Annotated in this window: 21 protein-coding genes; 6 read left to right on the forward strand and 15 right to left on the reverse strand. The window is 56.4% G+C overall.

Annotated elements, in window-relative coordinates:
• Positions 1–23: 23 nt before the first annotated feature.
• The 5 genes from rodA to OKX01_RS15980 form a co-directional block, all read right to left on the reverse strand.
• Positions 24–1,166, reverse strand: coding sequence for a rod shape-determining protein RodA (gene rodA / locus OKX01_RS15960; RefSeq protein ID WP_094197770.1), 1,143 nt, complete (start codon positions 1,164–1,166; stop codon positions 24–26).
• Positions 1,163–3,022 (reverse strand): penicillin-binding protein 2, encoded by a 1,860-nt coding sequence (mrdA, locus tag OKX01_RS15965; RefSeq protein ID WP_094197771.1) that lies wholly within the window; start codon positions 3,020–3,022, stop codon positions 1,163–1,165. Before mrdA ends, rodA begins: the two co-directional genes overlap by 4 nt.
• Positions 3,023–3,036: 14 nt before the next feature.
• Entirely contained in the window at positions 3,037–3,618 is a 582-nt protein-coding gene (gene mreD, locus OKX01_RS15970) for a rod shape-determining protein MreD (protein ID WP_264672059.1), read from the reverse strand.
• Positions 3,602–4,483, reverse strand: coding sequence for a rod shape-determining protein MreC (gene mreC, locus OKX01_RS15975; RefSeq protein WP_108728530.1), 882 nt, complete (start codon positions 4,481–4,483; stop codon positions 3,602–3,604). Before mreC ends, mreD begins: the two co-directional genes overlap by 17 nt.
• Positions 4,484–4,544: 61 nt before the next feature.
• Positions 4,545–5,588, reverse strand: a complete 1,044-nt coding sequence (locus tag OKX01_RS15980; RefSeq protein WP_003801946.1) for a rod shape-determining protein — start codon at positions 5,586–5,588, stop codon at positions 4,545–4,547.
• A gap of 271 nt (positions 5,589–5,859) precedes the next feature.
• Between OKX01_RS15980 and gatC the strand changes: the two genes are divergently transcribed.
• The 3 genes from gatC to gatB are packed head-to-tail and all read left to right on the forward strand — an operon-like array spanning position 5,860 to position 9,155.
• Positions 5,860–6,168 (forward strand): Asp-tRNA(Asn)/Glu-tRNA(Gln) amidotransferase subunit GatC, encoded by a 309-nt coding sequence (gene gatC / locus OKX01_RS15985; protein WP_108728529.1) that lies wholly within the window; start codon positions 5,860–5,862, stop codon positions 6,166–6,168.
• Between the two features lie 9 nt (positions 6,169–6,177).
• On the forward strand, positions 6,178–7,698 hold the full coding sequence (gene gatA / locus OKX01_RS15990; protein ID WP_108728528.1) for an Asp-tRNA(Asn)/Glu-tRNA(Gln) amidotransferase subunit GatA: 1,521 nt from the start codon (positions 6,178–6,180) through the stop codon (positions 7,696–7,698).
• The gene (gatB, locus tag OKX01_RS15995) at positions 7,698–9,155 is read left to right on the forward strand and encodes an Asp-tRNA(Asn)/Glu-tRNA(Gln) amidotransferase subunit GatB (RefSeq protein ID WP_108728527.1); all 1,458 of its coding nucleotides are present in this window, start codon (positions 7,698–7,700) and stop codon (positions 9,153–9,155) included. The genes gatA and gatB overlap by 1 nt, the downstream gene beginning before the upstream one ends.
• 91 nt (positions 9,156–9,246) lie before the next feature.
• On the opposite strand, the gene pyrE is transcribed toward gatB, so the two are convergent.
• Positions 9,247–9,921, reverse strand: coding sequence for an orotate phosphoribosyltransferase (pyrE, locus tag OKX01_RS16000; RefSeq protein WP_094197776.1), 675 nt, complete (start codon positions 9,919–9,921; stop codon positions 9,247–9,249).
• 53 nt (positions 9,922–9,974) lie between these two features.
• Entirely contained in the window at positions 9,975–10,865 is an 891-nt protein-coding gene (locus OKX01_RS16005) for a LysR family transcriptional regulator (protein ID WP_094197777.1), read from the reverse strand.
• 202 nt (positions 10,866–11,067) lie between these two features.
• On the opposite strand from OKX01_RS16005, the gene OKX01_RS16010 reads away from it, so the two are divergent.
• From OKX01_RS16010 to OKX01_RS16020, 3 genes are all read left to right on the forward strand, one after another.
• A complete protein-coding gene (locus OKX01_RS16010) occupies positions 11,068–11,469 on the forward strand; it encodes a DoxX family protein (protein WP_094197778.1) in 402 nt (133 codons plus the stop codon).
• Between the two features lie 57 nt (positions 11,470–11,526).
• Entirely contained in the window at positions 11,527–12,336 is an 810-nt protein-coding gene (locus tag OKX01_RS16015) for a DODA-type extradiol aromatic ring-opening family dioxygenase (protein WP_264672060.1), read from the forward strand.
• Between the two features lie 72 nt (positions 12,337–12,408).
• Positions 12,409–13,203, forward strand: coding sequence for an exodeoxyribonuclease III (locus tag OKX01_RS16020; RefSeq protein WP_094197780.1), 795 nt, complete (start codon positions 12,409–12,411; stop codon positions 13,201–13,203).
• Between the two features lie 24 nt (positions 13,204–13,227).
• On the opposite strand, the gene OKX01_RS16025 is transcribed toward OKX01_RS16020, so the two are convergent.
• The 8 genes from OKX01_RS16025 to OKX01_RS16060 all read right to left on the reverse strand — a co-directional run bounded on the left by OKX01_RS16025 (position 13,228) and on the right by OKX01_RS16060 (position 24,535).
• Positions 13,228–13,557 (reverse strand): c-type cytochrome, encoded by a 330-nt coding sequence (locus OKX01_RS16025; protein ID WP_094197781.1) that lies wholly within the window; start codon positions 13,555–13,557, stop codon positions 13,228–13,230.
• Positions 13,558–13,749: 192 nt separating this feature from the next.
• On the reverse strand, positions 13,750–14,895 hold the full coding sequence (gene nirK, locus OKX01_RS16030) for a copper-containing nitrite reductase (protein WP_094197782.1): 1,146 nt from the start codon (positions 14,893–14,895) through the stop codon (positions 13,750–13,752).
• A 229-nt stretch (positions 14,896–15,124) separates the two neighbouring features.
• Complete coding sequence (locus tag OKX01_RS16035) at positions 15,125–15,589, reverse strand: MarR family winged helix-turn-helix transcriptional regulator (RefSeq protein ID WP_094197783.1); 465 nt, start codon at positions 15,587–15,589, stop codon at positions 15,125–15,127.
• A 129-nt stretch (positions 15,590–15,718) separates the two neighbouring features.
• Complete coding sequence (locus OKX01_RS16040; RefSeq protein ID WP_264672061.1) at positions 15,719–17,494, reverse strand: acyl-CoA dehydrogenase; 1,776 nt, start codon at positions 17,492–17,494, stop codon at positions 15,719–15,721.
• A 2-nt stretch (positions 17,495–17,496) separates the two neighbouring features.
• Positions 17,497–18,867: a spinster family MFS transporter gene (locus OKX01_RS16045; RefSeq protein WP_264672062.1), complete on the reverse strand. Its 1,371-nt coding sequence runs from the start codon at positions 18,865–18,867 to the stop codon at positions 17,497–17,499.
• Between the two features lie 69 nt (positions 18,868–18,936).
• Positions 18,937–21,060, reverse strand: coding sequence for an acetate--CoA ligase family protein (locus OKX01_RS16050; protein WP_264672063.1), 2,124 nt, complete (start codon positions 21,058–21,060; stop codon positions 18,937–18,939).
• Between the two features lie 89 nt (positions 21,061–21,149).
• A complete protein-coding gene (locus OKX01_RS16055) occupies positions 21,150–21,989 on the reverse strand; it encodes a p-hydroxycinnamoyl CoA hydratase/lyase (protein WP_094197787.1) in 840 nt (279 codons plus the stop codon).
• A gap of 266 nt (positions 21,990–22,255) precedes the next feature.
• Complete coding sequence (locus OKX01_RS16060; RefSeq protein WP_264672064.1) at positions 22,256–24,535, reverse strand: nitric-oxide reductase large subunit; 2,280 nt, start codon at positions 24,533–24,535, stop codon at positions 22,256–22,258.

Here is a 24,535-nt window from a genome sequence, read left to right on the forward strand (position 1 = left end):
CCAGGAGCACCCAAGGTCAAGCACTATGAAGGTCGCGCGGGCTTATCGTTGCTGATGCTCATCAGCATTCCGCAGGCCACACCCAGCGTCATCAAGGCCGTGCCGCCGTAGCTTAGAAATGGCAAAGGCACGCCTACCACGGGCAAAATCCCCGTTACCATGCCTATGTTCACGAACACATAGACAAACAGCATCATGGACATGGAACCGGCCAGCAGACGGCTGAACTGGGTATGAGCCACAGCGGCAATCGACAAGCCGCGCAGAATCAGCAAGGCATACAGCACCAGCAGCATGATGCCGCCATACAAACCGAATTCCTCGGCAAACACCGCAAAAATAAAGTCGGTGGTACGTTCGGGAACAAAGTCCAGATGAGACTGGGTACCCATCATATAGCCTTTGCCGTAAACCCCGCCCGAGCCAATCGCAATCATGGACTGAATGGTGTGAAAGCCCCTGCCCAGACGGTCGCTACCCGGATTCAGCAGCGTGCAGACCCGGTGTTTCTGATAATCGTGCAGCACCACCCAATCCAGGTCAGGCACGCAGATATAGTCTTCGTAGTAAAGCAAAGCACTGATGCCCAGCACCAGCACGACCACAATCGGCACAATCAGCTTGAAGGACAGGCCTGCAAAATAAATAACGCAAAAGCCAGCAGCAAACACCAGCAAGGCGGTACCCAAATCCGGCTGACGCACAATCAGCAGGAACGGAATCATCAGCAAAATACCCGCCACCACAAAATCCAGCAGGCTCATCTTGGGCCGCTGATAGCGGTGAAAATACCAGGCCAGCATCAAGGGCACAGAAATCTTAAGCATTTCCGAGGGCTGAATACGCGCCACCCCCAGATCCAGCCAACGCGTCGCGCCTTTGCTGGTCTCGCCAAAGAACTCCACCCCCAAAAGCAGTACCACCCCAACCGAATAAACGACTGGGGCCAACTTCATCCACATCGCCGGTGGAATCAAGGCCGCAACCCACATCACACCAAAGGCCAGCAGGAAATTGCGAACCTGGTCAGCAAAGCGCCAGTCCGTCCCCCCGACGGCTGAATGCATGATCGTCATGCCCAGCGCAGCCATCAGCACCAGCAACAGCAGCAAGGGCCAGTCAAAGGCAGTGACAGCTTTCAGGCCCAGTTGCAAAAGTCGCTTCATTGCATCTGCCCTCGCTCTACCAACCAGTAATCAAAGACCTTGCGCACAATCGGTGCTGCAACCGAACCACCCCATCCTGCGTTTTCCACAATCAGGGCAACTGCAATTTTAGGGTTTTCTGCCGGGGCGTAAGACATGAACAAGGCGTGATCACGCAACCGTTCGTCAATGGCGTTCGCATTGTACTTGGCACCGCGCAGGCTAAAGACCTGTGCGGTCCCTGTCTTGCCAGCAGCCTGATAGGCTGCTCCCGCAAAAGCGCGCCGTGCCGTGCCTTGGCGCACCACATCAACCAAAGCCTGTTTGACCACATCCACATTAGCCTGCTTCAAGGGGATCAGCTTGGCATCAATACGCACGGGCTGCTCAATTTCCGGGTCGTGGGGACTTAGCGTCTGGGTGACCAGGTGCGGAGGCCGCACAATGCCATTGCTCGCCAGCACAGCCGTGGCATGAGCCAGTTGCAACACGGTAAAAGAGTTATAGCCCTGGCCTACCGCCACGGAGATACTCTCCCCGGCATACCAGCGCTGTTGCGCCGGTTTGCGATAAGCCTTACGTTTCCACTCGGTAGAAGGCAAAATGCCTTGGCGTTCACCATCCAGGTCAATGCCAGTATGCTGGCCAAAGCCAAACTGCTTCATGAAGTCGTGCAGATTATCGACGCCGATTTCCGGGCCTAAGGAATAGAAGTACGTATCCGAGGACACCACCAAGGCACGGTGCATATCGGTAGACCCGTAAACCGCCCCACCCGCGTTACGGAAACGCTGACCACCAAACTCAAAATAGCCAGGATCGGAAATACGATCGGTCGCCTTGCGCTTGCCGGTCTCCAAAGCCGCCAACGCCACGAAGGGCTTGTAGGTCGAACCAATCGGATATGTACCGTACAGGGGACGATTAATCAGCGGATGATCGGGCGAGTCATTTAACTTGCGCCAGTTCTCTACGTCGATACCGTCGATAAACAAGTTCGGGTCAAAGGACGGTGCGGACACAAACGCCAGCACTTCCCCCGTGCTGGGTTCAATCGCCACCAACGCACCACGTCTCCCGGCAAACAAACCTTCGGCCATCTTTTGCAGGCCAATATCCAGCGACAGGCGCAGGCTGGCACCCGGTACAGGGTCCACGCGACTCAAGGTACGCACAGGACGACCTGAAGCGGCCACTTCCACCTCTTCAATACCCGTGCGTCCGTGCAGGGTCTTTTCCCAGGTTTTCTCAATCCCTTTTTTGCCAATCACCTGCGTGCCTCGGTAGTTACCGGTTTGCCCGGTTTCTTCCAGACGCTGCTGGTCGCCTTCGGAAATACGGCCTACATACCCCAGCACGTGCGCCGCTGACTCGCCGTGCGGGTACTCGCGCACCCAGCGGGCCTGTAAGGTCACTCCGGGGAATTTGAAAGCATGGGCAGCAAACCAGGCCGCTTCATCATCACTTAGGTTATTGCGCAGTAAAATCTCGGAATATCGGCTGTTTTGGGCGGCGTTCTGCTTGAATCGGCGACGATCGCGTGGACTTAGCTCCACCAATTCACCCACGCGATCCAGCATATCGTCTACGGGCTCGCCCAGACTGGCGGGCACCACCGACAGCGTGTAGTCCCGATAATTACGAGCTAAAACCTCGCCATTGCGGTCCAGAATCTCGCCTCGTCGGGGAGTAATCGGGATGACAGCAATACGGTTTTGATCAGCTCGAGCGGCAAAGCCTTCGTAGCGCACCACTTGCAAGTACCACAAGCGCACGCCCAAAATTCCTAGCAGCACGCAGGCCAGAACGGCGGCCACCAGAACACGAAAAAAAATGCGTTGGCGCAACTGGTGTGAGGTTTTTTTGAATTCAAACATGGCCGCCCTACCAATCAGGACGAACCGGAGTCGGATTCGTCCAGACGTCGCTGCGGCAAGAACAGCACACTATCGGCCAGCGGCCACAAAGCGGCTGTCAGCAAGGTGCCAGCCGCCCACTCCCAGCCAGACCACTCCCCCACCAGCCAGGCGTGCAACACCTGCACGATCAACTGTGCCAGCAACATGACGACTGCCATGTGTAGAAAGTGAATCCACATACCGAAGTTCAAGATGCGCTTGCGCAAAAGCAAGGCACCATACACGACCAGCACGTAGGCCAGGGCATGCTCGCCCAGGAGACTGCCATCATGCACATCCACCAAAATACCCAGCACGAAAGCCAGGGACATGGGAACACGGCGTGGCTCATGCACGGCCCAAAAGCCCAGTACCAGCATCAACAGGTCCGGCGCAAAGGGCAGCAGGCGCCAGGGCAACATGGACCCCAGCCACATCAAAAGAACTGAGCCCCACACCAGCCACGGGCTGGAAGCACGCGAAAACGGGCTGCTATCAATAGGCTGCAAACTGCCCAGAGATGAAGACCGGACTTTGCGGCTAGGGGTGTCCGAGGACTCAGCGTGTCGCGTCATCAGCATCGTCCTGTTCAAGAGAGCGTTCGCTCTCGGGCACCAGCAAAATGAGAAAATGACGGTAACGCTCGGGGTGCGATAAGGGCGTCACCAAAGCCAGCGCAAAACCGGAGGCATCATCGCGTTCGATACTGCTGACCGTCCCGACCGGCAAACCAGCGGGGAACAAGCCGCCGATACCACTCGTGATCAAGGTATCGTCTGGCTCCAGATCCACGTCACTGGTCAGAAAACGCACCTCTACCTTGCCACCGGGGTTGCCACCAAAGGCAATCAAACGCAGGCCATTACGCAGCACCTGTACCGGCACCGAGACTTTGTCGTCAGTAATAAGCGCGGCCTCCGAGGTAAAACGCGTGACACGCACCACCTGCCCCACAACCCCGCCTTCGTCAATAACGGGCATACCGGGACGAATGCCACTTGCCGAGCCCTTGTTGAAAATCAGGTGACGCGCATACCCATTGGGCGGTTCGTACAGAACTTCAACCGCTACAGAGGGCTGGGTGACGGTATCGGCCACTTGCAACAAACGACGCAATTGTTCGTTTTCAGCAGAAAGCTGAGCGGCATGGGTAGAGAGCTGAGCCAGCTCGATGCGCTGGCGTTGCAAGGCCTCTTTTTCAGAACGGGCGGTCGAGGCCGCATCCGTCCAGCTACTGAAGTACGTAACCAGATCACGCGGCGCGAGCATGACGCGCTGAAAGGGGTAGAGCACAGTGGCAATCGCCTGACGTACAGGCTCAAGCACAGAGTAACGAGCATCGGTGATCAACAGGCCCACTGTCAGCACCAAAAGAGCGGCCAAACGCAGCTCAGCAGATGAGCCACGCCTAAATAGCCGGATGGAGCCTTGTTCTCGCATTACTCAAACACTCGATCACTTGTCCCAACGAACAGGCATTGCCGTAGGGGCCAAGCAAGGATCAATCGTAAATGAATACGGACTCCAGACGCTCCAAATGCTCCAGAGCCTCGCCGCAACCCCGTACCACGCACGTCAGAGGATCTTCGGCCACCACAACGGGCAAACCGGTCTCTTCTTGCAATAGACGGTCCAGATCATGAACCAGCGCACCACCCCCGGTCAGGACAATGCCCTTGTCGGTGATATCCGCACCCAGTTCAGGAGGAGTTTGTTCCAGAGCGGTTTTAACCGCAGAGACGATCTGATTCAAGGGATCGGTCAGCGATTCCAGGATCTCGTTGGACGAAACCGTGAAACTACGTGGCACCCCTTCGGACAAATTGCGACCCTTGACTTCAATTTCACGAATTTCAGTGCCAGGAAATGCGGAGCCAATCTCTTTTTTGATCAATTCAGCGGTGGGCTCACCGATCAGCATGCCGTAATTGCGACGGATGTAATTAATAATGGCTTCGTCGAACTTGTCGCCACCAACGCGCACCGATCCTTTATAGACCATGCCGCCTAAAGAGATCACGGCCACTTCGGTAGTACCACCACCAATATCCACGACCATGGAACCACTGGCATCGGACACGGCCAGACCGGCACCGATTGCTGCCGCCATGGGCTCTTCAATCAGGTAGACCTTGCTGGCGCCCGCGCCTAATGCAGATTCTTTGATGGCGCGGCGTTCTACCTGGGTAGAGCCACAAGGCACACACACGATAATACGTGGGCTGGGGGCAAACATGCTGCGGGGGTGAACCATGCGGATAAACTGCTTGAGCATTTGCTCGGTCACAGTAAAGTCCGCGATCACACCATCCTTCATGGGCCGGATGGCTTCAATATTGCCAGGCACCCGACCCAGCATTTGCTTGGCCTCCTGCCCAACGGCCTGAATGATTTTTTTACCATTAGGTCCACCTTCATGGCGGATGGCTACAACGGACGGTTCATCCAGTACGATACCCTTGCCGCGTACATAAATAAGGGTATTGGCCGTACCGAGGTCGATTGCCATATCGCTGGAAAAGTAACTGCGTAGGAATCCGAACATGGGCGCGCAAAGTGTAAAGTGTTTGGGGGAAAAGACAGGTAAATTCGGCGCGGAACTCAAGCGTAAAACGACAGGCACAAGAACCAGGCAACGAATTCAAAAATACCTGGAAAGAAAACGATCAATGATAACTTATAATTGCACTACATTAGGACTGTTTTAATGGTCAGTTAAGTTCTGTAACCCCCGCATTTGCTGTAAAAGTGCCAAACTGTCCTTAACTGACAGATTTCCGCTTTTTTTTATTACTTATTTTCCAGTACCCACCCACATGTCTATCACTGAACAGGATGTTGCCCGTATAGCGCAACTGGCGCGCCTTGATCTTTCTGCTGAACAAGCCTCCCAGGTCGAGCACGATTTGACGCGCATCCTGGGCCTGATCCAGACCTTGCAAACCGTTGATACTCAAGGCGTTGAGCCGATGGCCCACCCTTTGTCCGCCCGCCAGCAGATCAGTCTGCGTCTGCGCGAGGACAAGGCCCTGCCTTGCGGAACGGTAGAAAGCCGCCAGGCCATGATGCGCAACGCCCCCGCCGAGCAGGATGGCCTGTTTCTGGTGCCCACGGTCATCGAATAAAGCAAAACCATGTCTTTTACCCCTGAATTCGCGACTATTGCAGCGCTGCGACTCGCTCTGCAAAACAAAACCGTCAGTGCCCGCGAGCTGGCCCAGCAAGCCCTGGACAACAGCGCCCGTCAAAAAGAGCTCAATGCCTTTGTTCAGCAAGACGCCGCCCTGACCCTGGCACAGGCCGATGCCGCCGATGCCCTGATTGCCCAAGGCAAGGCCGGTCCACTGACCGGCATCCCGATCGCCCACAAAGATTTGTTTGTCACCAAGGATTGGCAGACCACCGCCTGCAGCAAAATGCTGAAAGGCTATGTCAGCCCCTTTGACGCGACGGTGGTGACCAAGCTGCAGGCAGCCGGTGCTGTCTCGCTGGGCAAACTGAACTGTGACGAGTTCGCCATGGGTTCGCGCAACGAAAGCTCGGTATTCGGTCCCGTACGTAACCCCTGGGATCACACCATGGTGCCCGGTGGTTCGTCAGGTGGTTCCGCCGCTGCGGTGGCCGCTGGTCTGGTAGCTGGTGCAAGCGCAACCGATACCGGCGGCTCGATTCGCCAGCCTGCCGCCCTGTGTGGTGTCAGCGGCATCAAGCCCACCTACGGCACGATTTCCCGCTTTGGCATCATTGCTTACGGCTCCAGCCTGGATCAGGCCGGCCCTATCGCCCGTAATGCCCGCGACTTGCTCGATCTGCTGGAGACCATGTGCGGTTTCGACCCCCAAGATGCTACCAGCCTGGAATTTTGCGACGATCAGCCCAATAACGGCGCGCGGATTCGTCAGCAATTTGAACAGCAACAGTCGCAGCAAGAAGCCCAAGGCAGTCAGCCACTGAAAGGCCTGCGTATTGGTGTGCCCGCCCAGTTCTTTGGCCCCGGCCTGGACCCGGTCGTTGCCGACGCCATCGAAGCCGCCCTGAAAACCTACGAAAGCCTGGGTGCAGAACGCGTCACCGTGCAACTGCCCCTGACCGAGCTGTCTGTCCCTACGTATTACGTCATCAGCCCCGCTGAGGCCTCAACCAACCTGTCACGCTTTGACGGTGTACGCTTTGGCCACCGCGCCAGCCAGTACACCGACCTGAACAGCATGATCTCGCGTTCGCGCTCGGAAGGTTTTGGCCCTGAGGTGGTACGCCGCATTCTGGTTGGCACTTACGTGCTCTCGCACGGCTACTACGACGCCTACTATCTGCAAGCCCAACGCGTACGCCGCATGATTGTGGACGACTTCCAAAAAGCCTTTGAACAGTGCGACCTGATCCTTGGCCCCGTCACACCGGCCCTGGGCCGCAAGCTGGGTGCCACCATCGAGGACCCCACTACCGACTGGCTGGGCGATGTCTACACGCTGGGCGTCAGTCTGGCTGGTCTGCCCGCCATGTCCATTCCTTGCGGCTTCAGTAACGATGAGCGCCCCTTGCCCATCGGCCTGCAAATCATTGGCAACTACTTCCGTGAAGGCCAATTGCTGGCCTTTGCCGACCGCTTCCAGCAAGTCACCGACTGGCATCAACGTCAACCAGGACAACAATAATGGAATGGGAAATTGTGATCGGGCTGGAAACCCATACCCAGCTCTCGACCGAATCCAAAATCTTCTCCAGCAGCAGCACCCGCTTTGGAGCCTTGCCCAACACGCAAGCCAACGAAGTCGATATGGCCCTGCCTGGCGCGCTGCCCGTCTTTAACCGTGGTGCTGCCGAACGGGCGATCCGTCTGGGTCTGGCCGTTGGTGGCCACATTGCGCCACGTTCCGTGTTCGAGCGCAAAAACTACTTCTACCCTGATCTACCCAAGAACTACCAGATCAGCCAGATGGAAATCCCCGTCGTCAGCGGCGGCACAGTCAGCTTCATGCTGGATGGCGAAGAAAAAACCATCAATCTGACACGCGCCCACCTGGAAGAAGATGCCGGTAAATCCCTGCATGAAAACTTCCGTGGTCCTTACGGCGAGTCCAGCACCGGGATCGACTTGAACCGAGCAGGCACTCCGCTGCTGGAGATCGTGTCCGAACCTGAAATGCGCTCGGCTGCTGAAGCCGTGGGCTATGCCCGCGCCTTGCACAGCCTGGTAGTCTGGCTGGGTATTTGCGACGGCAATATGCAGGAAGGCTCGTTCCGCGTCGATGCCAACGTATCGGTGCGCCCCAAAGGCCAGAAAGAATTTGGCACCCGTTGCGAACTGAAAAACATCAACTCCTTCCGCTTCCTGGAACGTGCCATTCAATACGAAGCACGTCGCCAGATCGAACTGATCGAAGACGGTGGCAAGGTCATTCAGGAAACCCGCCTGTACGACTCGGATCGCGATGAGACCCGCAGCATGCGCAGCAAGGAAGATGCACACGATTACCGCTACTTCCCCGACCCTGACCTGCCACCTCTGTTTATCAGTGAAGAATGGATCGAGCAGGTTCGTCAGAACATGCCTGAACTGCCCGCCCAGAAACAGGCCCGCTTCGAGCAAGAGTTTGAACTGAGCCGTTACGACGCCTCGCAGCTGACGGTAGACCGCGCCACTTCCGACTTCTTTGAAGCCATCTTGCAAGCAGGTTCCAGCGCCAATGCCAAACTGGCTGCCAACTGGGTGCTGGGCGAGCTGTCGGCTGCCTTGAACCGTGAAGAAATCAGCATCGAACAGTCCAAAGTCAGCCCGGCACAATTGGCTCAGCTGATTGCCCGTATTGCTGACGGCACCATCTCCAACAAGATTGCCCGCGATGTCTTTGCGGCGCAGTGGGATGGCGAGCTCAATGGCGATGTAGATGCCATTATCGACGCCCGTGGCTTGAAGCAGATCAACGATGTGGGTGCCATTGAGGCCATGGTGGACGAAGTACTGGCCGCCAACCCCAGCATCGTCGAACAGCACCGTGCCGGTAAACCCAAGGCCTTCAACGCCTTGGTCGGCCAGGTGATGAAGGTTGCCAAGGGCAAGGCCAATCCGCAGCAAATCAATGAAATGCTCAAGCAAAAGCTGGACGCTTAAGTCCGGACTCTGCGCTTAGCGGACACAAAAACGCCAGGCCAAGGCCTGGTGTTTTTTTTACTACTGAATCCTGCTTAACAAACGCGGGAGATCAGACGCCGTAGCGATCACGGTAGGCTTTCACCTGGGGAGCATGAGCGGCCAAGGTCGTATCGTCTGCCAATACCGCCATGATGTCAGCCAGCGAAGCAATGCTGATCACGGGAATACCGTAAGTCTGTTCCACTTCCTGCACAGCAGAATGCGCGGACAGTTCCTGGTCATTACCAGCGCGTTCCATGCGATCCAGAGCAATCAGCACCGCAGCAGGCTCTGCACCCGCCGCCTTGATGATCTGCATGGATTCACGCACGGACGTACCCGCTGTGATCACGTCATCAATAATCACGACCTTGCCTTGCAAGGGTGCTCCCACCAGGGTACCGCCTTCGCCGTGGTCTTTGGCTTCTTTGCGGTTGAAGGCAAAGGGCACGTCACGATCACCAATTTGAGGATGCTCAGCCAGGGCAATCGAGGTCGCGGCAGCCAAAGGAATCCCTTTGTAGGCAGGCCCGAACAGCATGTCAAACGACACGCCCGAATCCAGTAAAGCCTGGGCATAGAAACGGGCCAGTTGACCCACACTACGTCCCGTATTGAACAGGCCGGCATTGAAGAAGTAAGGACTCAAACGGCCAGACTTGACCTTGAATTCCCCAAAGCGCAGCACTCCCTGTTCCAGGGAAAAGCGCACAAAATTGCGACGATTATCGTTAGTAGCCGACATGACAGAGTATGAAAAAGATAGAGACGAACAGCATTTTAGCGTGTTGTGCGCCATCACTTGGCAGGTTCGGCCAGTTCTTCTAACAAGAAGTCGATAAAACTGCGCACTTTAGGTGTCAAATAGCGACGACTGGCATAGACAGCGTGCAGTTGTTGCCGCTCTTCGGTGTAATCAGGTAGCAAGCGAACCAAACGACCACTGTTCAGATCATCCATGACCAGCCACTGGGGCAAATAGGCCAACCCTGCTCCGCCCAAGGCGCTGTAATAGGTCAGGTTCGTGTTGTCCGAGCGCATAAAAGGATTCAGGCGCAAGGACTCCGGCCCGTCCGGCCCTAACAGCTCGAAGCTGGGCTGCTGCAAATAACTGGGACTGATAGCAGGCAAACGCATCACCTCAGCACAGTTGCGCGGCATGCCGTGCTGGGCCACAAACGCCGGGCTGGCCACCAGATGAAAAGGCATGGGGCAAATAAGACGCGCAATCTGATGCGGGGCAGGCTCACGCATCACCCGCAGAGCCAGATCAAAACCTTCCGCCACCAAATCCACTTTGTGATTGCTCAGGCTCATGTCCAGAGTCACTTCCGGAAAGCGTGTTTGGTAATCGTGCAACAACTGCGCCACTTTGCGATTTGCAAACCACACCGGAGCCGTCACCCGCAAGGCCCCTTGCGGCTGATGCCCTGAACCCGACAAAGCCTGCTGCCCGCGTTCCAGGGTATCGAGCGCCTGCAGGCAATAGTCAAAGTAAGTCTGCCCCAATTCTGTCAGACTCAAACGACGGCTGCTGCGATGGAGCAAGCGGGTGCCTAGCTGTTTTTCCAGATTGGCCAGGTGTTTGCTGACCATAGGCGCTGACATGTCCAGACGTTGCGCCGCCGCGGCAAAACTGCCCGCCACCACGATCTCTCTGAACACCCGCAAACTCTGAATCGTATCCATGCTTTCCTAATAAGAAAGTAACTAATGAAAATAGGCCTGTTTATTTCCTGATAGTAATTGATTAATCTAAAAAAAGTGCCAACCCGATGCCTGTCTGGACCTTGAACGGGCGGGACCAGCTCCAGGCTGACATCGAAACGATGTCACTTCCCCGGGTCAGGTGCTGTTTTACCGATACTGTCAACTTTCCAAAGGAAAACACATGAGCGCCCTTACTTCCAGCTGGACTCCTCGCATCCTTAGCCTGCTGCGCTTTGTCACAGGCTATTTACTGCTGACACACGGTACTGCCAAGATCCTCGGTTTCCCCAAAGTAGACATGTTTGCCAACCTGCAGATCACCTCTCTGTATGGGGTTGCAGGCATCCTGGAACTCGTTCTGGGCGGCTTGCTGGTGCTTGGGCTGTTTTCTCGCTTTGCAGCCTTTGTTGCATCGGGCCTGTGCGCGTTTGCTTATTTTATTGGTCACGCCACCTCCAGTACCTTTGCCACTCCAATTCTCAACGGCGGCGAAGCGGCGGTTCTGTTCTGCTTTGTGTTCCTCTATCTGGCTTTTGCTGGCCCGGGCCCCTGGAGCATTGACGCAGGTCGCAGCAAAGACTGATTGCCCCACTCAACCCCTTAACCCCTGCCTCTATCTGGCGGGGGGCAGGAGATCATCATGACAATGCCCACCTATTTCATTTCGCACGGTGGCGGACCCTGGCCCTGGATCTCCGAGGCACAAACCATGTACGCCCCGCTGCGTACTGCCTTGCAGGACATTCCACGCCAACTGGGCCGCACGCCCAAAGCAATCGTGATGGTCTCCGCCCACTGGGAAGCCCAACAGGCACATTTGCTGGTCGCAGCCGCAGCACAACCGAGCATGGTGTACGACTACTATGGCTTTCCACCCCATACCTACGAGATCCATTACCCTGCACCGGGCGATCCTGCATTGGCCCAGCAGGTCTGTAACCTGCTGGAAGGCGCTGGCCTGCCCACTCATCTGGATATGCAACGCGGCTTTGACCACGGCGCCTTCGTACCGGCTTATGTCATCTACCCGCAGGCCAAAGTGCCCATGGTTCAGTTGTCCATTCACGCCAACTATGACCCGGCCCTGCACTACGCCATGGGCCAAGCCCTGGCCCCCTTGCGGGACGAGGATGTGCTGATTATTGGCAGCGGCCTGAGCTACCACAACCTGCGCAATATGGGACCCGGTGGTGTGGAGCCCTCGGCCCAGTTTGATGCCTGGCTACACCAGAGCCTAAGCCTGGAGGATCCCACTGTTCGCCGTCAGGCCTTGATGGATTGGGAACAAGCTCCGGCAGCACGTATTGCCCATCCGCGCGAGGATCACCTGGTCCCCGTCATGGTGGCTGCCGGGGCCGCACGTGGCGATACCGCGCATCGCTTTCACCATGAAACACACGCCTTTGGTGGCTTGACCGTGTCCAGCTACCGCTTTGGCTCGGCCACGTAACAAGCTCTGACGGCCACTGACATACAGGCAGGTTACGGGTTACAGTGCTGACGCTATAAGGAGAATTGCCACGTGTTACGCGTCACCTCGTTAAACGTCAACGGTATTCGGGCTGCTTTTCGTAAAGGCCTGCCCGCCTGGCTGGAAGCCCAGAAACCTCATATTGTCTGCATGCAGGAAATCAAGATCAGCGAGCCTGATCTGACCCCCGATCTGACCCACCCCGGTCAGTATCACGGGCATTTCCACCACGCGCAGAAAAAAGGCTATAGCGGCGTAGGCCTGTATCTGAATCACAAAGCGGAAAATGTGGTCGAAGGGATGGCCTGCGAGGAATTTGATGCCGAAGGCCGTATCATTCGCGCCGACTGGCATGACCTGAGTGTCATCAGCGCCTACCTGCCCTCCGGTTCGTCGGGCGACGAGCGTCAAACGGCCAAGTACCGCTTTCTGGATCATTTTGAGCAGTGGATTAATGGCTTGATGCAGGAGCACCGTGATACTGGCCGCGAATTCATCATTTGTGGTGACTGGAATATTGCACACCACGAAGCCGATCTGAAAAACTGGAAAGGCAATCTGAAAAACAGCGGCTTTCTACCTGAAGAACGTGCCTGGATGACAAAAGTGCTGGACGAGCTGTCCTGGGTAGACGTGTATCGCAGCCTGCATCCCGACACCACCGACGAGTGCTACACCTGGTGGAGCAACCGCGGCCAGGCTTGGGCCAAAAATGTGGGGTGGCGCATTGATTATCAAATTGCCACCCCAGGTATTGCTGCCAAGGCGCGTCATGCCACAGTCTATAAAGAAGAGCGTTTCAGTGACCATGCGCCCTTGACGGTTGATTACGACTGGAGCTTGTAAGCCCAGTCTGAGAAGGTCAGCGCCTTAGCTGCCCTTCTCAATCATGTAGCGCACCACACTACGCAATTGCTCGTCCGTGGCTTTGGGGGCAGCACCACGCGGTGGCATGGCGCCCTTGCCATTGATAACCACTTCCATCAGGGCGTCTTCGCCTTGAGCAATCAAGGGCGCCCAACGAGCCTTATCACCCAGGCGGGGCGCATTGGCCATACCGGATGCGTGGCAGACCATACACGACGATTTATATAGTTTGAGGGCTTCGTCGGAATCGGCATGTGCTGCAGGAACAGCGGCCAACAAGAGCAAAGCGGCCATTGCAGATGACATCATGGTGGCGGGGCTATAGATTCTCATGGTTTTACCCTTTAAACAGTCGGCATGAACGCATGCCCGGCTGATACTTCGTTTGCAGAACAAGGGACCTGGTTTTCAAAGTCCATACCCCCTGCTTGTTCTTGGCTTGTTTACGATACTGCCTGCAAGCCCGGACGGAATTGATTCGTACTCCTGTTCCTCAATTCCGCGCTCCGGGTACCAACTCCTGCCTTAAGCCTTGATCGGACCGGGAGGGCTGACTTGTTTCATCAAGTCATCGTTCCAGTCGCCTTCGACCAGGACGTGACCTGCGGCGCCCAGCTCCATGGCTTCGATCAGGTTGTGGTTCACGTAGGCGTACACTCCAGGCTGCTTGAAGGTGTAGAGCGCCACACCGGCCGAACCGCCACGAATGAACCAGGTTTCCAGGTTCTTGGCGGGTGGGTCATCAAATTTACCCAGTTCCCAAACCCAGTCACCGTGCCCCCCGATCAGGTGGGGTCGCGTATCGCGGTTGGCCTGCGAGTGAATGAACAGCACGGTTTCACCCACTTTGGCCTTCATGGCACCGTCACCCATCAAGGCACCGACCTTACCGTTGAACACCACATGGCTGGGGATCAGGCCACGCATGGCTTCCAAGGTATCACCGTAGCTTTCCGCCGATGAACCATACTTTTTAAAGTTACCCTTTTCATCACGAGGGATGTAGAGGTCAAACTCACCAATGCTGTAGACACGGTCGTAATGCAAGGGGTTACCAGCCGAGTCTTTCAGGCCGTCGCGTGGCAGCACCATGACGGTACCGTGCATGCCCTGAACCACGTGCCAGGCAACCGAGCCTTCTGGTGCGCAGTGGTAAATGAAGGTACCGCTGCGGTCGGCCTTGAAACGCAGTGTGGCTTGCTCCCCAGGGTTCACGTTGGTCAGCTTGGCACCGCCCAGCGCACCGGTCGAGGCATGAAAGTCGATATTATGCGGCATGGTGTTGGTGGCCGGGTTCACCAGGGTCAGCTCCAGGTAGTCGCCTTCATGAACCACCATGGTAGGACCGGGCATGGAATCGTCGAACATCATGGCGTGCATGGTGGTGCCGTCACGGTCAACCTCGATTTCGCGCTCGGAGATGGTCATGCGAAATTCCACGACACGCGGCTCGGGACCCACTTTTTGCTCGTGTTTATGGACCATGGGAGGCGCAACCAGATCCACCTTGACCCGTTCCAGCTTGGCGATCTGCTCTTCTGTACGTGCAGCCAGCCAGGGCGCATTCTTTTTGGGGGCGGCTGTTTCGCGGGCTTGTACTTGCGCCGCCAACAAAGTGGTTCCTGCGGCCACACCTAGGCCAGCACTTTTCAAGAAATGACGACGTTCCATACTACCTCCGGTTTGATCCAGGCGTAATGCCTGCTGATTAAATAGTTGATTGCTCTAACAGTTACAGGATGTATTTGAACGCACTTAATCTACGCCATCTTTGTTGCAGCGCAAGCATTGGCGATGCGCACAAAAAAAACCGCCTCAACGGCGGTTTTAAAAAATACCTGTTAACGATACGCCGCAACCCGATCCGCAAGGATCGTCTGCTCAGCCATTCTGCAACTGATCAGCTTTCGCGACTCTCTTGGACGGCCATCAGTTTGTCCAGGGCCGAGAACAAATGGCGCCGCTCGGTAGCGGTGAGAATCTGTTCCAATTCCTCCTCCAATTTTCCGACCTGCTCTTCAGCAGGCAAGAGCAAAGTCTGGCCTTGAGCAGTCAGATGCAATTGCTGCAAACGTCGATCACGCGGGTCTGAATGGCGTTGGATCAAACCACGCTTGACCAGACGCTCGACCACCGGCACCAGATTGGACGGCGAGATATCCAGCGTTTCACCCAATTGGCGTAAATAGATTCCCGGATTGGCATCGAGCAAGATCAAAATAGAAAACTCGCTGGGCTTGAGATCATGCTCGGCAACACGATGCGCAAACAGCTTATGAATATGAATTTCCGTACGCGTGAGGCGATAGCCCAGAAAGCGCAGAAGGCGCGACTGGTCAACAGCGGATTCGAGAGCACTGTCCATGAGTTGGTGTCTGACTAAAAAGAGAAAAACGCCAGCAAGACAGTGTCGACATACTATCGACACCATCCTGAGCGGCACACCGTTGATCGGTGCAGACATCAATCATAGAACATAGACCTGTAAACCGTCTCAGACGAGCTTTTGCATGGGCACTGTGCGTGCCGCTGTCGCCTCTATCCTGCTCAAATAATAGCGGGCGTCCAGCAAGCCATGATCAAAGAAATAATCAGCACTGGCCACCTTACGCTCACACAAGCTGGTATCGGCCTGCAAGCGACTGACCCGCCCTGCCCGTGCCCAGGCAAATGCCATACACACGGTACCGACCAAGCGCAGATAATCCTCCGCACACCACGCCAGCACTTGCGTATCGTGTTGAGCACGGGAGCACAAATGGGTCGTCACTTCGTGCAGATGGTCGCTCCACTGCCTTAACGCTTTGCCCCACGGACAGTCCGCCATCGCACTCAGGCAAGCATCCGCCTCCCCGCGCCAGGTCTGGAGCAAAGGTTGCAAGGCCTCGGGGCCCACGGCAGCAATCTTGCGCTGCAGCAGATCCAGCGCCTGGATCTGGTTGGTTCCTTCATAAATCATGGCAATACGCACATCCCGAAGCGTTTGCTCAATACGATACTCATGCACGTACCCATAGCCGCCAAAAACTTGTAGTGCGTCGCTGGCCAGGGCAAAGCCCCGCTCTGTAAAGAACGACTTGACGACCGGTGTCAGCAAAGAGGCCAGACTCAGCGCCTGAGCCTGCTCGTCGCCCTCTGGCAGGCTCTGCGCCAAATCAAGCTGATGCGCTGTCCACGCCGCCATCACCCGCATACCCTCCGTCCAGACGCGTAAGTCGGCAAGGATGCGTTGCATGGCAGGATGATGGGCAATAGGGTCCGCTGCTCCCTTGGCCGTTGCCGGGCGAGGTTGCACCCGCATCTGATGACGTTCGTGAGCATAAGTGCGTGCCAATTGCCACGCAGCTTCTGCATGCCCCAAGCCTTGCAAGCCAACATGCAAACGAGCCGAATTCATCATGACAAACATGGCAGCCAGACCTTGATGCGGCTTGCCAAGCAACCAGGCCTGGGCAGCCTCGAAACGCATCGTACAAGTAGCACTGCCCTTGATACCCATTTTCTTCTCAATACCATCGCAATAAATCGTATTGGGAACCAATCCCTGTTCCTGGGGAATCAGGCGTGGGGCCAGGAACAAGGACAGCCCCCGTGTACCGGCAGGGGCATCGGGCAGACGTGCCAGCACCAGATGAACGATGTTCTCGCTCATATCCTGATCGCCACCAGAGATGAAAATCTTGTTGCCATGCAAGCGGTAGGAACCATCTTGTTCGGGCAGTGCCTGGGTACGTAACAAACCCAAATCGGAACCGGCTTGTGGTTCTGTCAGGCACATCGTGGCCAACCAACGCCCGCTAACGATAGGCGGCAGATAGGTGCGGCGGATGTAATCATCACCATGAGCATGCAAGCAGGCGTACGCACCATGCAAAATTCCCGGATACATGGCCCAGCCGTGATTGGCCGATGCCAGCATTTCATGCAAGGCCGTATCCAGCAACTGAGGCAGACCCTGGCCACCCACGCTGGGATCGCAGGCCAAAGCAGGCCAGCCCGCTTCCACAAAATCGGCATAGGCTTTAGCAAACCCGTCTGGCGTCAAGACCCGTCCGTGCTCCAGACGACAGCCTTGCAAGTCCGCTGGCCCATTGAGCGGGGCCAATACGTCAGCACAGAAGCGTCCGGCCGCCTCGAGCACCCTATCTGCCGTTTCCTGATCCAGCCCCTGGTGCGCCGACAAACGGCACCACTCTTTTTCCGCCTGTAAGCAATACTGCTGCACAAACCGGAAATCCTCCAAGGGGGGCTGATAATGTGATGCTTGCATACTTAAATCCTCTCTTGCTGCGCCAAACCGGCGACCAATTGACGATAAGGGCCAATCGCCCGGGCCAGGCACACGACTGACAGCAAGGCCGCCAAGGCTGAGACCAAACCCAATGACAACCCTACTTTCTGCTCGTCATAAAAAATAAAGTCCGTGAAAAAAGCGACCAGAAACGGGCCCATGCCCAAGCCAATCAAATTGATCAGAAGCAGATAAATCGACGTGACCTGCCCCCGCAATTGATTGGGCGTAATCGCCTGCAAGATAGGAGGAGCCAAGGCAACGGGCATCCCCAGAAAGAAGGTCGTTGCTGCCACCGCTACCAACGCAAACTCAGCAGAAGGGGCAAAGGCCAGCGCCACGCCAGTCACGATCAGAACGCTGGTGGCGATCAAGGAAATAAGGATCGAGCCTACCAGCTTGCCGCGTGCGGTCAGATGATCAGCCAGAAAGCCACTGACCAGCATGCCCCCAATCCCAAATGTCAAAATAATGACCCCGTAAGCTGGGCCAATTTCACCCGGAGTCCAGCCCCACTGGCGGATAAAGGTAGCGGGCAGCCAGGCCGTGACGCCAAACGTGATCATGGCGGTCAGCCCCGGAGCCAGCAGCAGTGGAAAGTAGGCCCGTTTATGACGCAGCACATAGCGCCAATCCGGGGCGCAAGCCGATCCGGTACGCGCGGTTGGGCTGGCCTCTTTCAGGCCCCGCCGCACCGGCTCCCGCACCGTTAGCATCAGCAGAACAAGGGGGATACCGGGCAAGGCCACAAAGATGAAGGCCGCCTGCCAGGGTTTGAAGCTGCCCAGCAGCGGAAACACCAGCGTCCCTGACTGGCTGGTCGCCTCAATGACCAGCCCACCCACAATGAAGGCAGTCGCCGATCCTATATAGACCCCCGATGTATAAATACTCATGGCACGGGCCCGGCGCTCGGGCGCAAAGTAATCGGCCAACATAGAATAGGCGGCCGGAGACAGGGCGGCCTCGCCAATGCCCACGAACATGCGGGCGACAAAAAGCGATGCGAAACCAGTCACATAGCCCCCTGCGGCAGTGGCCAACACCCACACCACCATTCCAATCACAATCAGGTTGCGGCGATTCCAGCGGTCTGCCAAGCGGCCCAGAAAAATCCCAACAAACGTATAGAAAATGGCAAACGCAAAACCGTGAACAATACTGAACATCCAATCTGACAGATGCAGATCCTTTTTGATGGGCTGCACCAACAGGCCCAAGATCTGGCGATCCACAAAGGACAGCGTATAGGCCAGCAATAAGACAATCGTGACGTAATACGCATAGCCCAAGGTCGAAGGCTCGGTGGAAGCGGGCACGCGTACACGGCCCGGCAAATAAGGCAGGCTCAAGGCAAGCTCCTGTGAAGGATGGAGAAAGGAATTAAATGGGCTGGCATGAACAGCCAGCCCTGGTGGACCTCAGCTGCTTTGACCCTGAATCAGCATCAGGGCATCTAATGCAAGCACACCTTGAGCTTCGGGCAACACAATCACCGGATTAAGGTCTATTTCACGAATAGCAGGCGTGCCACGCAACACCTGCCCGAGGCGGACGATCAGCTCGGCCAATGCCTCACGATCAAGCCTGGGGGAGCCTCGATAGCCATGCAACAAGGCCGCTGCCTGCAACTGATCGAGCTCATGCAATACCTGCCTTACGGACAGATCAGCATCCAGCAGACGAACATCACGCATGATTTCCGCCGTAACTCCTCCCATACCTACCAAAATGACCGGCCCCCATTGCGGGTCCTGACGCGCCCCTACAATCATCTCCAGGCCACGCCGTCCCATGGCCTCTACCAGCACACCATCCAGGACAATATTGCCGTCGTAGTTGGCCACATTGGCATGCAGACGCATCCAGGCTTGCTCTAAAGATGGCCTGTCGCCAACGTTAAGAATGACACCGCCTGCATCACTCTTGTGGCTTAACTGCGCAGACTGAGCCTTGAGCGCAACAGGCCAACCCAGCGCCTGGGCGACCTCTACCGCCTGCTCCAGGCTAGTAGCCAGTTCTCCACGAGCAAATGGTATGCCCGCTTGGGCCAGGATTTGCTTGGCCTGATATTCAGGCACAACGGTGCGATCTGCCGGCAAAGCTAAGGCTTTGGGTTCACTGTGACTGCTTTCAAAACGGCGTGCTTGCAACGCTGTCAACCGTTGCACGGCACGCAAGGCCCGCTCGGTACTGGGGAAATACGGAACGCCCAGGCTGCGCAGTTGCTCAATGAACTCGGGTGGGACAGCCGCCCCCTCATCCAATCCGGCCAGCACCACGGCTTTACGGGGACGCAAATCGTGTATGGCTCGCAGCACCGGGGGCATTTTGATGCCGCAGGTCACCGCATCGCCCTGAATCAGACCAATGACAAGGGTGGAGAAGCGTTCGTCCTCCAGCAACGCCGTCAAGGTACGGTAATAGAGGTCCGGATCGACCAAACCTTGTGCCGTCAGGTCCAAGGGATTGCTCACACCCACAAAACCGGGCAACACCGCCCTTAGCTGCGGCGAGTCCTGGTCACTGATCACCGGCAGATCCAGTTGCAAGGCCTCGGCCCAATCCAGGGTCAAGGCTTTGAAGGCGCCTGACTCTCCCAGAACCGCTACGCCCGCAGCCGGCAAGGCCGGACAACGAATGGCAATCTCGGCGATATCACCTAGCTCTTCCAGTGTTTCTGCAAAAACAGCACCCGCACGCTCCATCTTGGTGCGCATCAAGGAGTAGTCGCCAGCCAGAACCCCGGTATGTGTGGCCGCAGAAGCGCGAGCCGCACTGCTTTTGCCTGGATGAAGCAGGACAAGCGTCTTGCCCTGACGACGTGCCTGGGCCACGGCTGCCAGCATGCGCTCTGGATGACGAAATTGCTCGACAATCATCGCAATAACGCGGGTATGGCTTTGTTCCAGCAAGAACTCCACATAATCTTCCGCAACACTGGCCGCCTCATTACCCGTTGAGACGGCGTAGGACAAGGGCAAGTGACGGCTGGACAAGGTGGTGCACAGCACCGTCATCATGGCACCGCTTTGCGACACCACCCCGATGCACGGTTGCGACGCGCAGGTCTTGTCCCGAATATCCACTTGCACAAACGTCAGTGGCACACCTTGCTGATAATTGATGCTCCCCAGACAGTTAGGCCCTTCAATCACCATGCCTGCCTCAGCCGCGATTCGAGCAATCTCGCTTTGCTCGGCTTGGCCCTGCTCTCCGGCCTCGGCAAAACCTGCCGAGAAAATGATCGCCGCACCGACACGCCGCTTGGCCAGCGCACGAATGGTATCCAGGACGGCCGTTTGTGGAATCGCCAAGACAGCCACATCCACTCCGTCAGGAAGCTGTTCAACGGATGCCAGGCAAGGGCGGCCTGCTATCTGGGCGCGCTTGGGATTGATCAAGTAAATCTCACCGGCAAAACCGTTGCGTTCCAGATTACCCAGTACCGATGCACCTAGTGCGCCGGGTGTGGCAGACGCGCCCACAATAGCAATGGAACCCGGCTTTAACAGCCGTCCGATATCCGGCCGCTGAGCGGCCACCCTCTGTGTCCTTATCACTGTTGTCTCCCATTGGGTGATGTCAGCTCTCCTTCAGACCAAGGAGGCTGCCTCCCCTGCTGTGCCGTTTATCAGGCTTTTTGTTTGGAAAGGTCGTAGGTTCCCAGGCCAGGCTTGTATGTTTTATCGTCCAGGAACTGACGCATACCCTCTTTGCGGCCTTCGTTATCGAAACTGTTGGCTGCTTCCTGAACTCGCACCAGATAATCTTCAGCATTGTCGTAAGTCATTTCCCGCACACGACGAATGGCATCTTTGGTGGCCTTCAAGGCAATCGGGTTCTTTTGCAGCAAGGTTTGCGCAACCTGCGTCACGCGCTCTTGCAAGCTCTCCAAGGGCAAGGACTCATTGACCAGCCCCCACTGGGCTGCCGTACGCCCGTCGATGTTCTCACCCATCATGGCGTGATACATCGCATTACGGAACGACAAAAGCTCGACCGCAACCTTCGAGGCACCACCACCGGGCAAAATACCCCAGTTGATTTCAGACAGGCCAAACGTGGCCTCATCAGCGGCAAACGCCAGGTCGCAGGCAAACAAGGGGCCGTAGCCTCCACCAAAGCACCAGCCATTGACCATCGCAATCGTCGGTTTCTGAAACCAACGCAACCGGCGCCACCAACCGTAACTTTCACGTTGCGCCTTGCGCGTCCCTTCCAGGCCTGTGGCCTCGGTCTCCCGGAAATACTCTTTCAAGTCCATGCCGGCAGTCCAAGCCGAGCCCTCGCCACTGAGCACCACGACACCCACGTCCTCACGGAACTCCAGCTCATCGAGTACACGCATCATCTGACGATTCAGTTGCGGACTCATGGCATTGCGTTTTTCGGGACGATTGAATTTCACCCAGGCGATACGGTTCTCTACCGTACAAGACACGGTTTGCTCTTCTGTGCGTTCAATATTCATCAGCCTTCCTTGCTCTTGTGAAACTGGATCTCTATCCAATTAATTTGAATCAATAATTATTATGATAAATAACTATTATTGATCATCACAATACAGCGTTAACCCTAGGTGCTCGCAAACACAATCCACACAGCCTGACAAAACGGCCACCAGCTTGGTGTTCGTACTCGGAGCACACCATTCCCTCCAACATAAAAAAAACCGCCCGAAGGCGGTTTTCTTGTCGATGCGCTCTCATAGAAAAAGAGAGCGCCAGTAAAAAAAGATCAGGATGTTTTGATGGCACCGACTGCATTGGCCGGCGTTATCCGACGCCGTGCAGAGATACGTACCCAAACCTGCTGGAACACGATCAAGGCACCGGCAATAAAGACGACGTCACCCAAGGTGCGCCACCAACGCAGAGATTGCAGGATGGGCTGCTGCATGAACTCTTCGCTGCGGGCGTACCACATGCCTTCCGAAATGCTGGCCCAAGCCTGAATAATCCCGGCAGGCAGCAAGCTGACGAACATCATCAGCACCAGACCACCGTTCAGTGCCCAGAAGCCCCAGCTCATCACACGGTCGTTATAGCGAACCTCGGGCGAGATATAACGTACCACCAGCAAGACAAAGCCCAGAGACAGAAAGCCATACACACCAAACAAGGCAGCGTGTGCATGCAGTGGTGTCGTGTTCAGACCCTGAATGTAGTACAGCGAGATGGGTGGGTTGATCAGGAAACCAAACACACCAGCACCGAGCATGTTCCAGAAGGCCACGGCCACAAAGAACATGACGGGCCAACGCAAATCGCTCATCCAGCCGGCTTGTTTCTGCATTTTCCAGTTATGGAAGGCTTCGTAACCCAACATGATCAAAGGCACCACTTCCAACGCACTGAAAGAAGCACCAATGGCCATGATCGGAGTGGTCGTACCCGAGAAGTACATGTGATGCAAAGTACCCGGCACCCCGCCAACCAGGAACAGCGAGGCGGCAGCCAGACCGGCAATGGTGGCACTGCGCTTGGAAACCAGACCCAAGGTCAGGAAGATAAAGCCCATGGCAACCGTGGCAAAGACCTCAAAGAAACCTTCAACCCACAGGTGAACCACCCACCAGCGCCAGTACTCCATGATGGTGATATTGGTGTGCTCGCCGTAGAACAGGCCAGTCCCGTAGAACAGGCCAATGGCCACGGTAGAGATGGTCAGCAGGACCAGCAAGTGGTTGTCGCCCTTGTCTCGACGCAAGGCAGGCCACATGCCACGCAGCATCAGCAACAGCCAAAAAGCCAGACCAATGAACTTGATGATCTGCCAGAAACGTCCCAGATCCAGGTATTCGTAGCCCTGGTGACCAAACCAGAAGTTCAGCTCGGGAGGCAGAATGTTTTTGATAGTCAGGAAGTTACCGGCAAAAGAACCAATAAAGAGCACAACCAGAGCACCGAACAGGATGTCCACACCCAGGCGCTGGAACTTGGGATCCTCGCCCCCGTTAATCAAGGGCACCAGGAACAAGCCGGCGGTCAGAAAACCACTGGCAATCCACAAGAGAGCTGCCTGAATATGCCAGGTACGGGTCAGGGAATAAGGGAACCACTGCGACACGTCGATGCCATAGAACATCTGGCCTTCAACCGTGTAGTGTGCGGTAAAGCCCCCCAGGAAAACCTGGATGACAAACAGGGCAACCGTCAGGAAGGCATATTTTTTCAGGGCACGCTGTGAAGGGGTCAGGCGGAAAGCCAGAACCGGGTCGGTAGCCGGGGCAACAGGGGCTTCCTCTTCTTTGTGCGTAAAGGCCCAGATCCAGACCAGCAGGCCAATACCGGCCAGCAAGAGCACGATACTGACGATGGACCAGACGATATTGGCCGTGGAAGGATAGTTATCCACCAAGGGCTCGTGCGGCCAGTTGTTGGTATAGCTGACGGTGGTGCCAGGACGATCAGTTACCGTGGCCCAGGACAGCCAGAAGAAAAAGCGGGTCATGTCCTGACGGCGCTGCAGCTCTGGCAAGGTGTTGTCCTTCATGGCAAAGCTCTCGCGGCTGGATTTCAGCTCGGGCGCGTCACCAAACAGGTCAATGTAGTACTGGGAGGTAGTGTCGATGGCCTTGGCGCGACGTTCACTGATCTGCAGCACGCCCGTCGCTTCATCAATGCGGTTAGGACGGTATTCGTCCTGCAGTTCCTGCCGCAAGGTGGCCTGCTGACTGGATGTCAGCTGATCATAGTTCAGCGAGTAGGTTTGCTGGGCAGCCAAGTCCAGCCAGGCCAGAGCCTCGCGGTGCAACCAGTCGGCACTCCAGTCCGGTGCCTGGTAGGCCCCGTGCCCCCAGATCGAGCCCAGTTGCATACCGCCGGTACTTTGCCAGGCGGACTGGCCACGATGTATCTGTTCCTGTGAGGTAAATTCACGGCCATCCGGTGTGACTACCTTGACCGGCATGGGGGGTGCCTGACGATACACCTCCACACCTGTCCATCCCAGGATGGCAAAGGTGACCATGGTGACTGCCACCAGGGACCACCATAGTTTTTTATAGCTACGCAT

Source organism: Alcaligenes sp. SMD-FA (genome assembly GCF_025960365.1).
Classification (GTDB): domain Bacteria; phylum Pseudomonadota; class Gammaproteobacteria; order Burkholderiales; family Burkholderiaceae_B; genus Alcaligenes; species Alcaligenes aquatilis.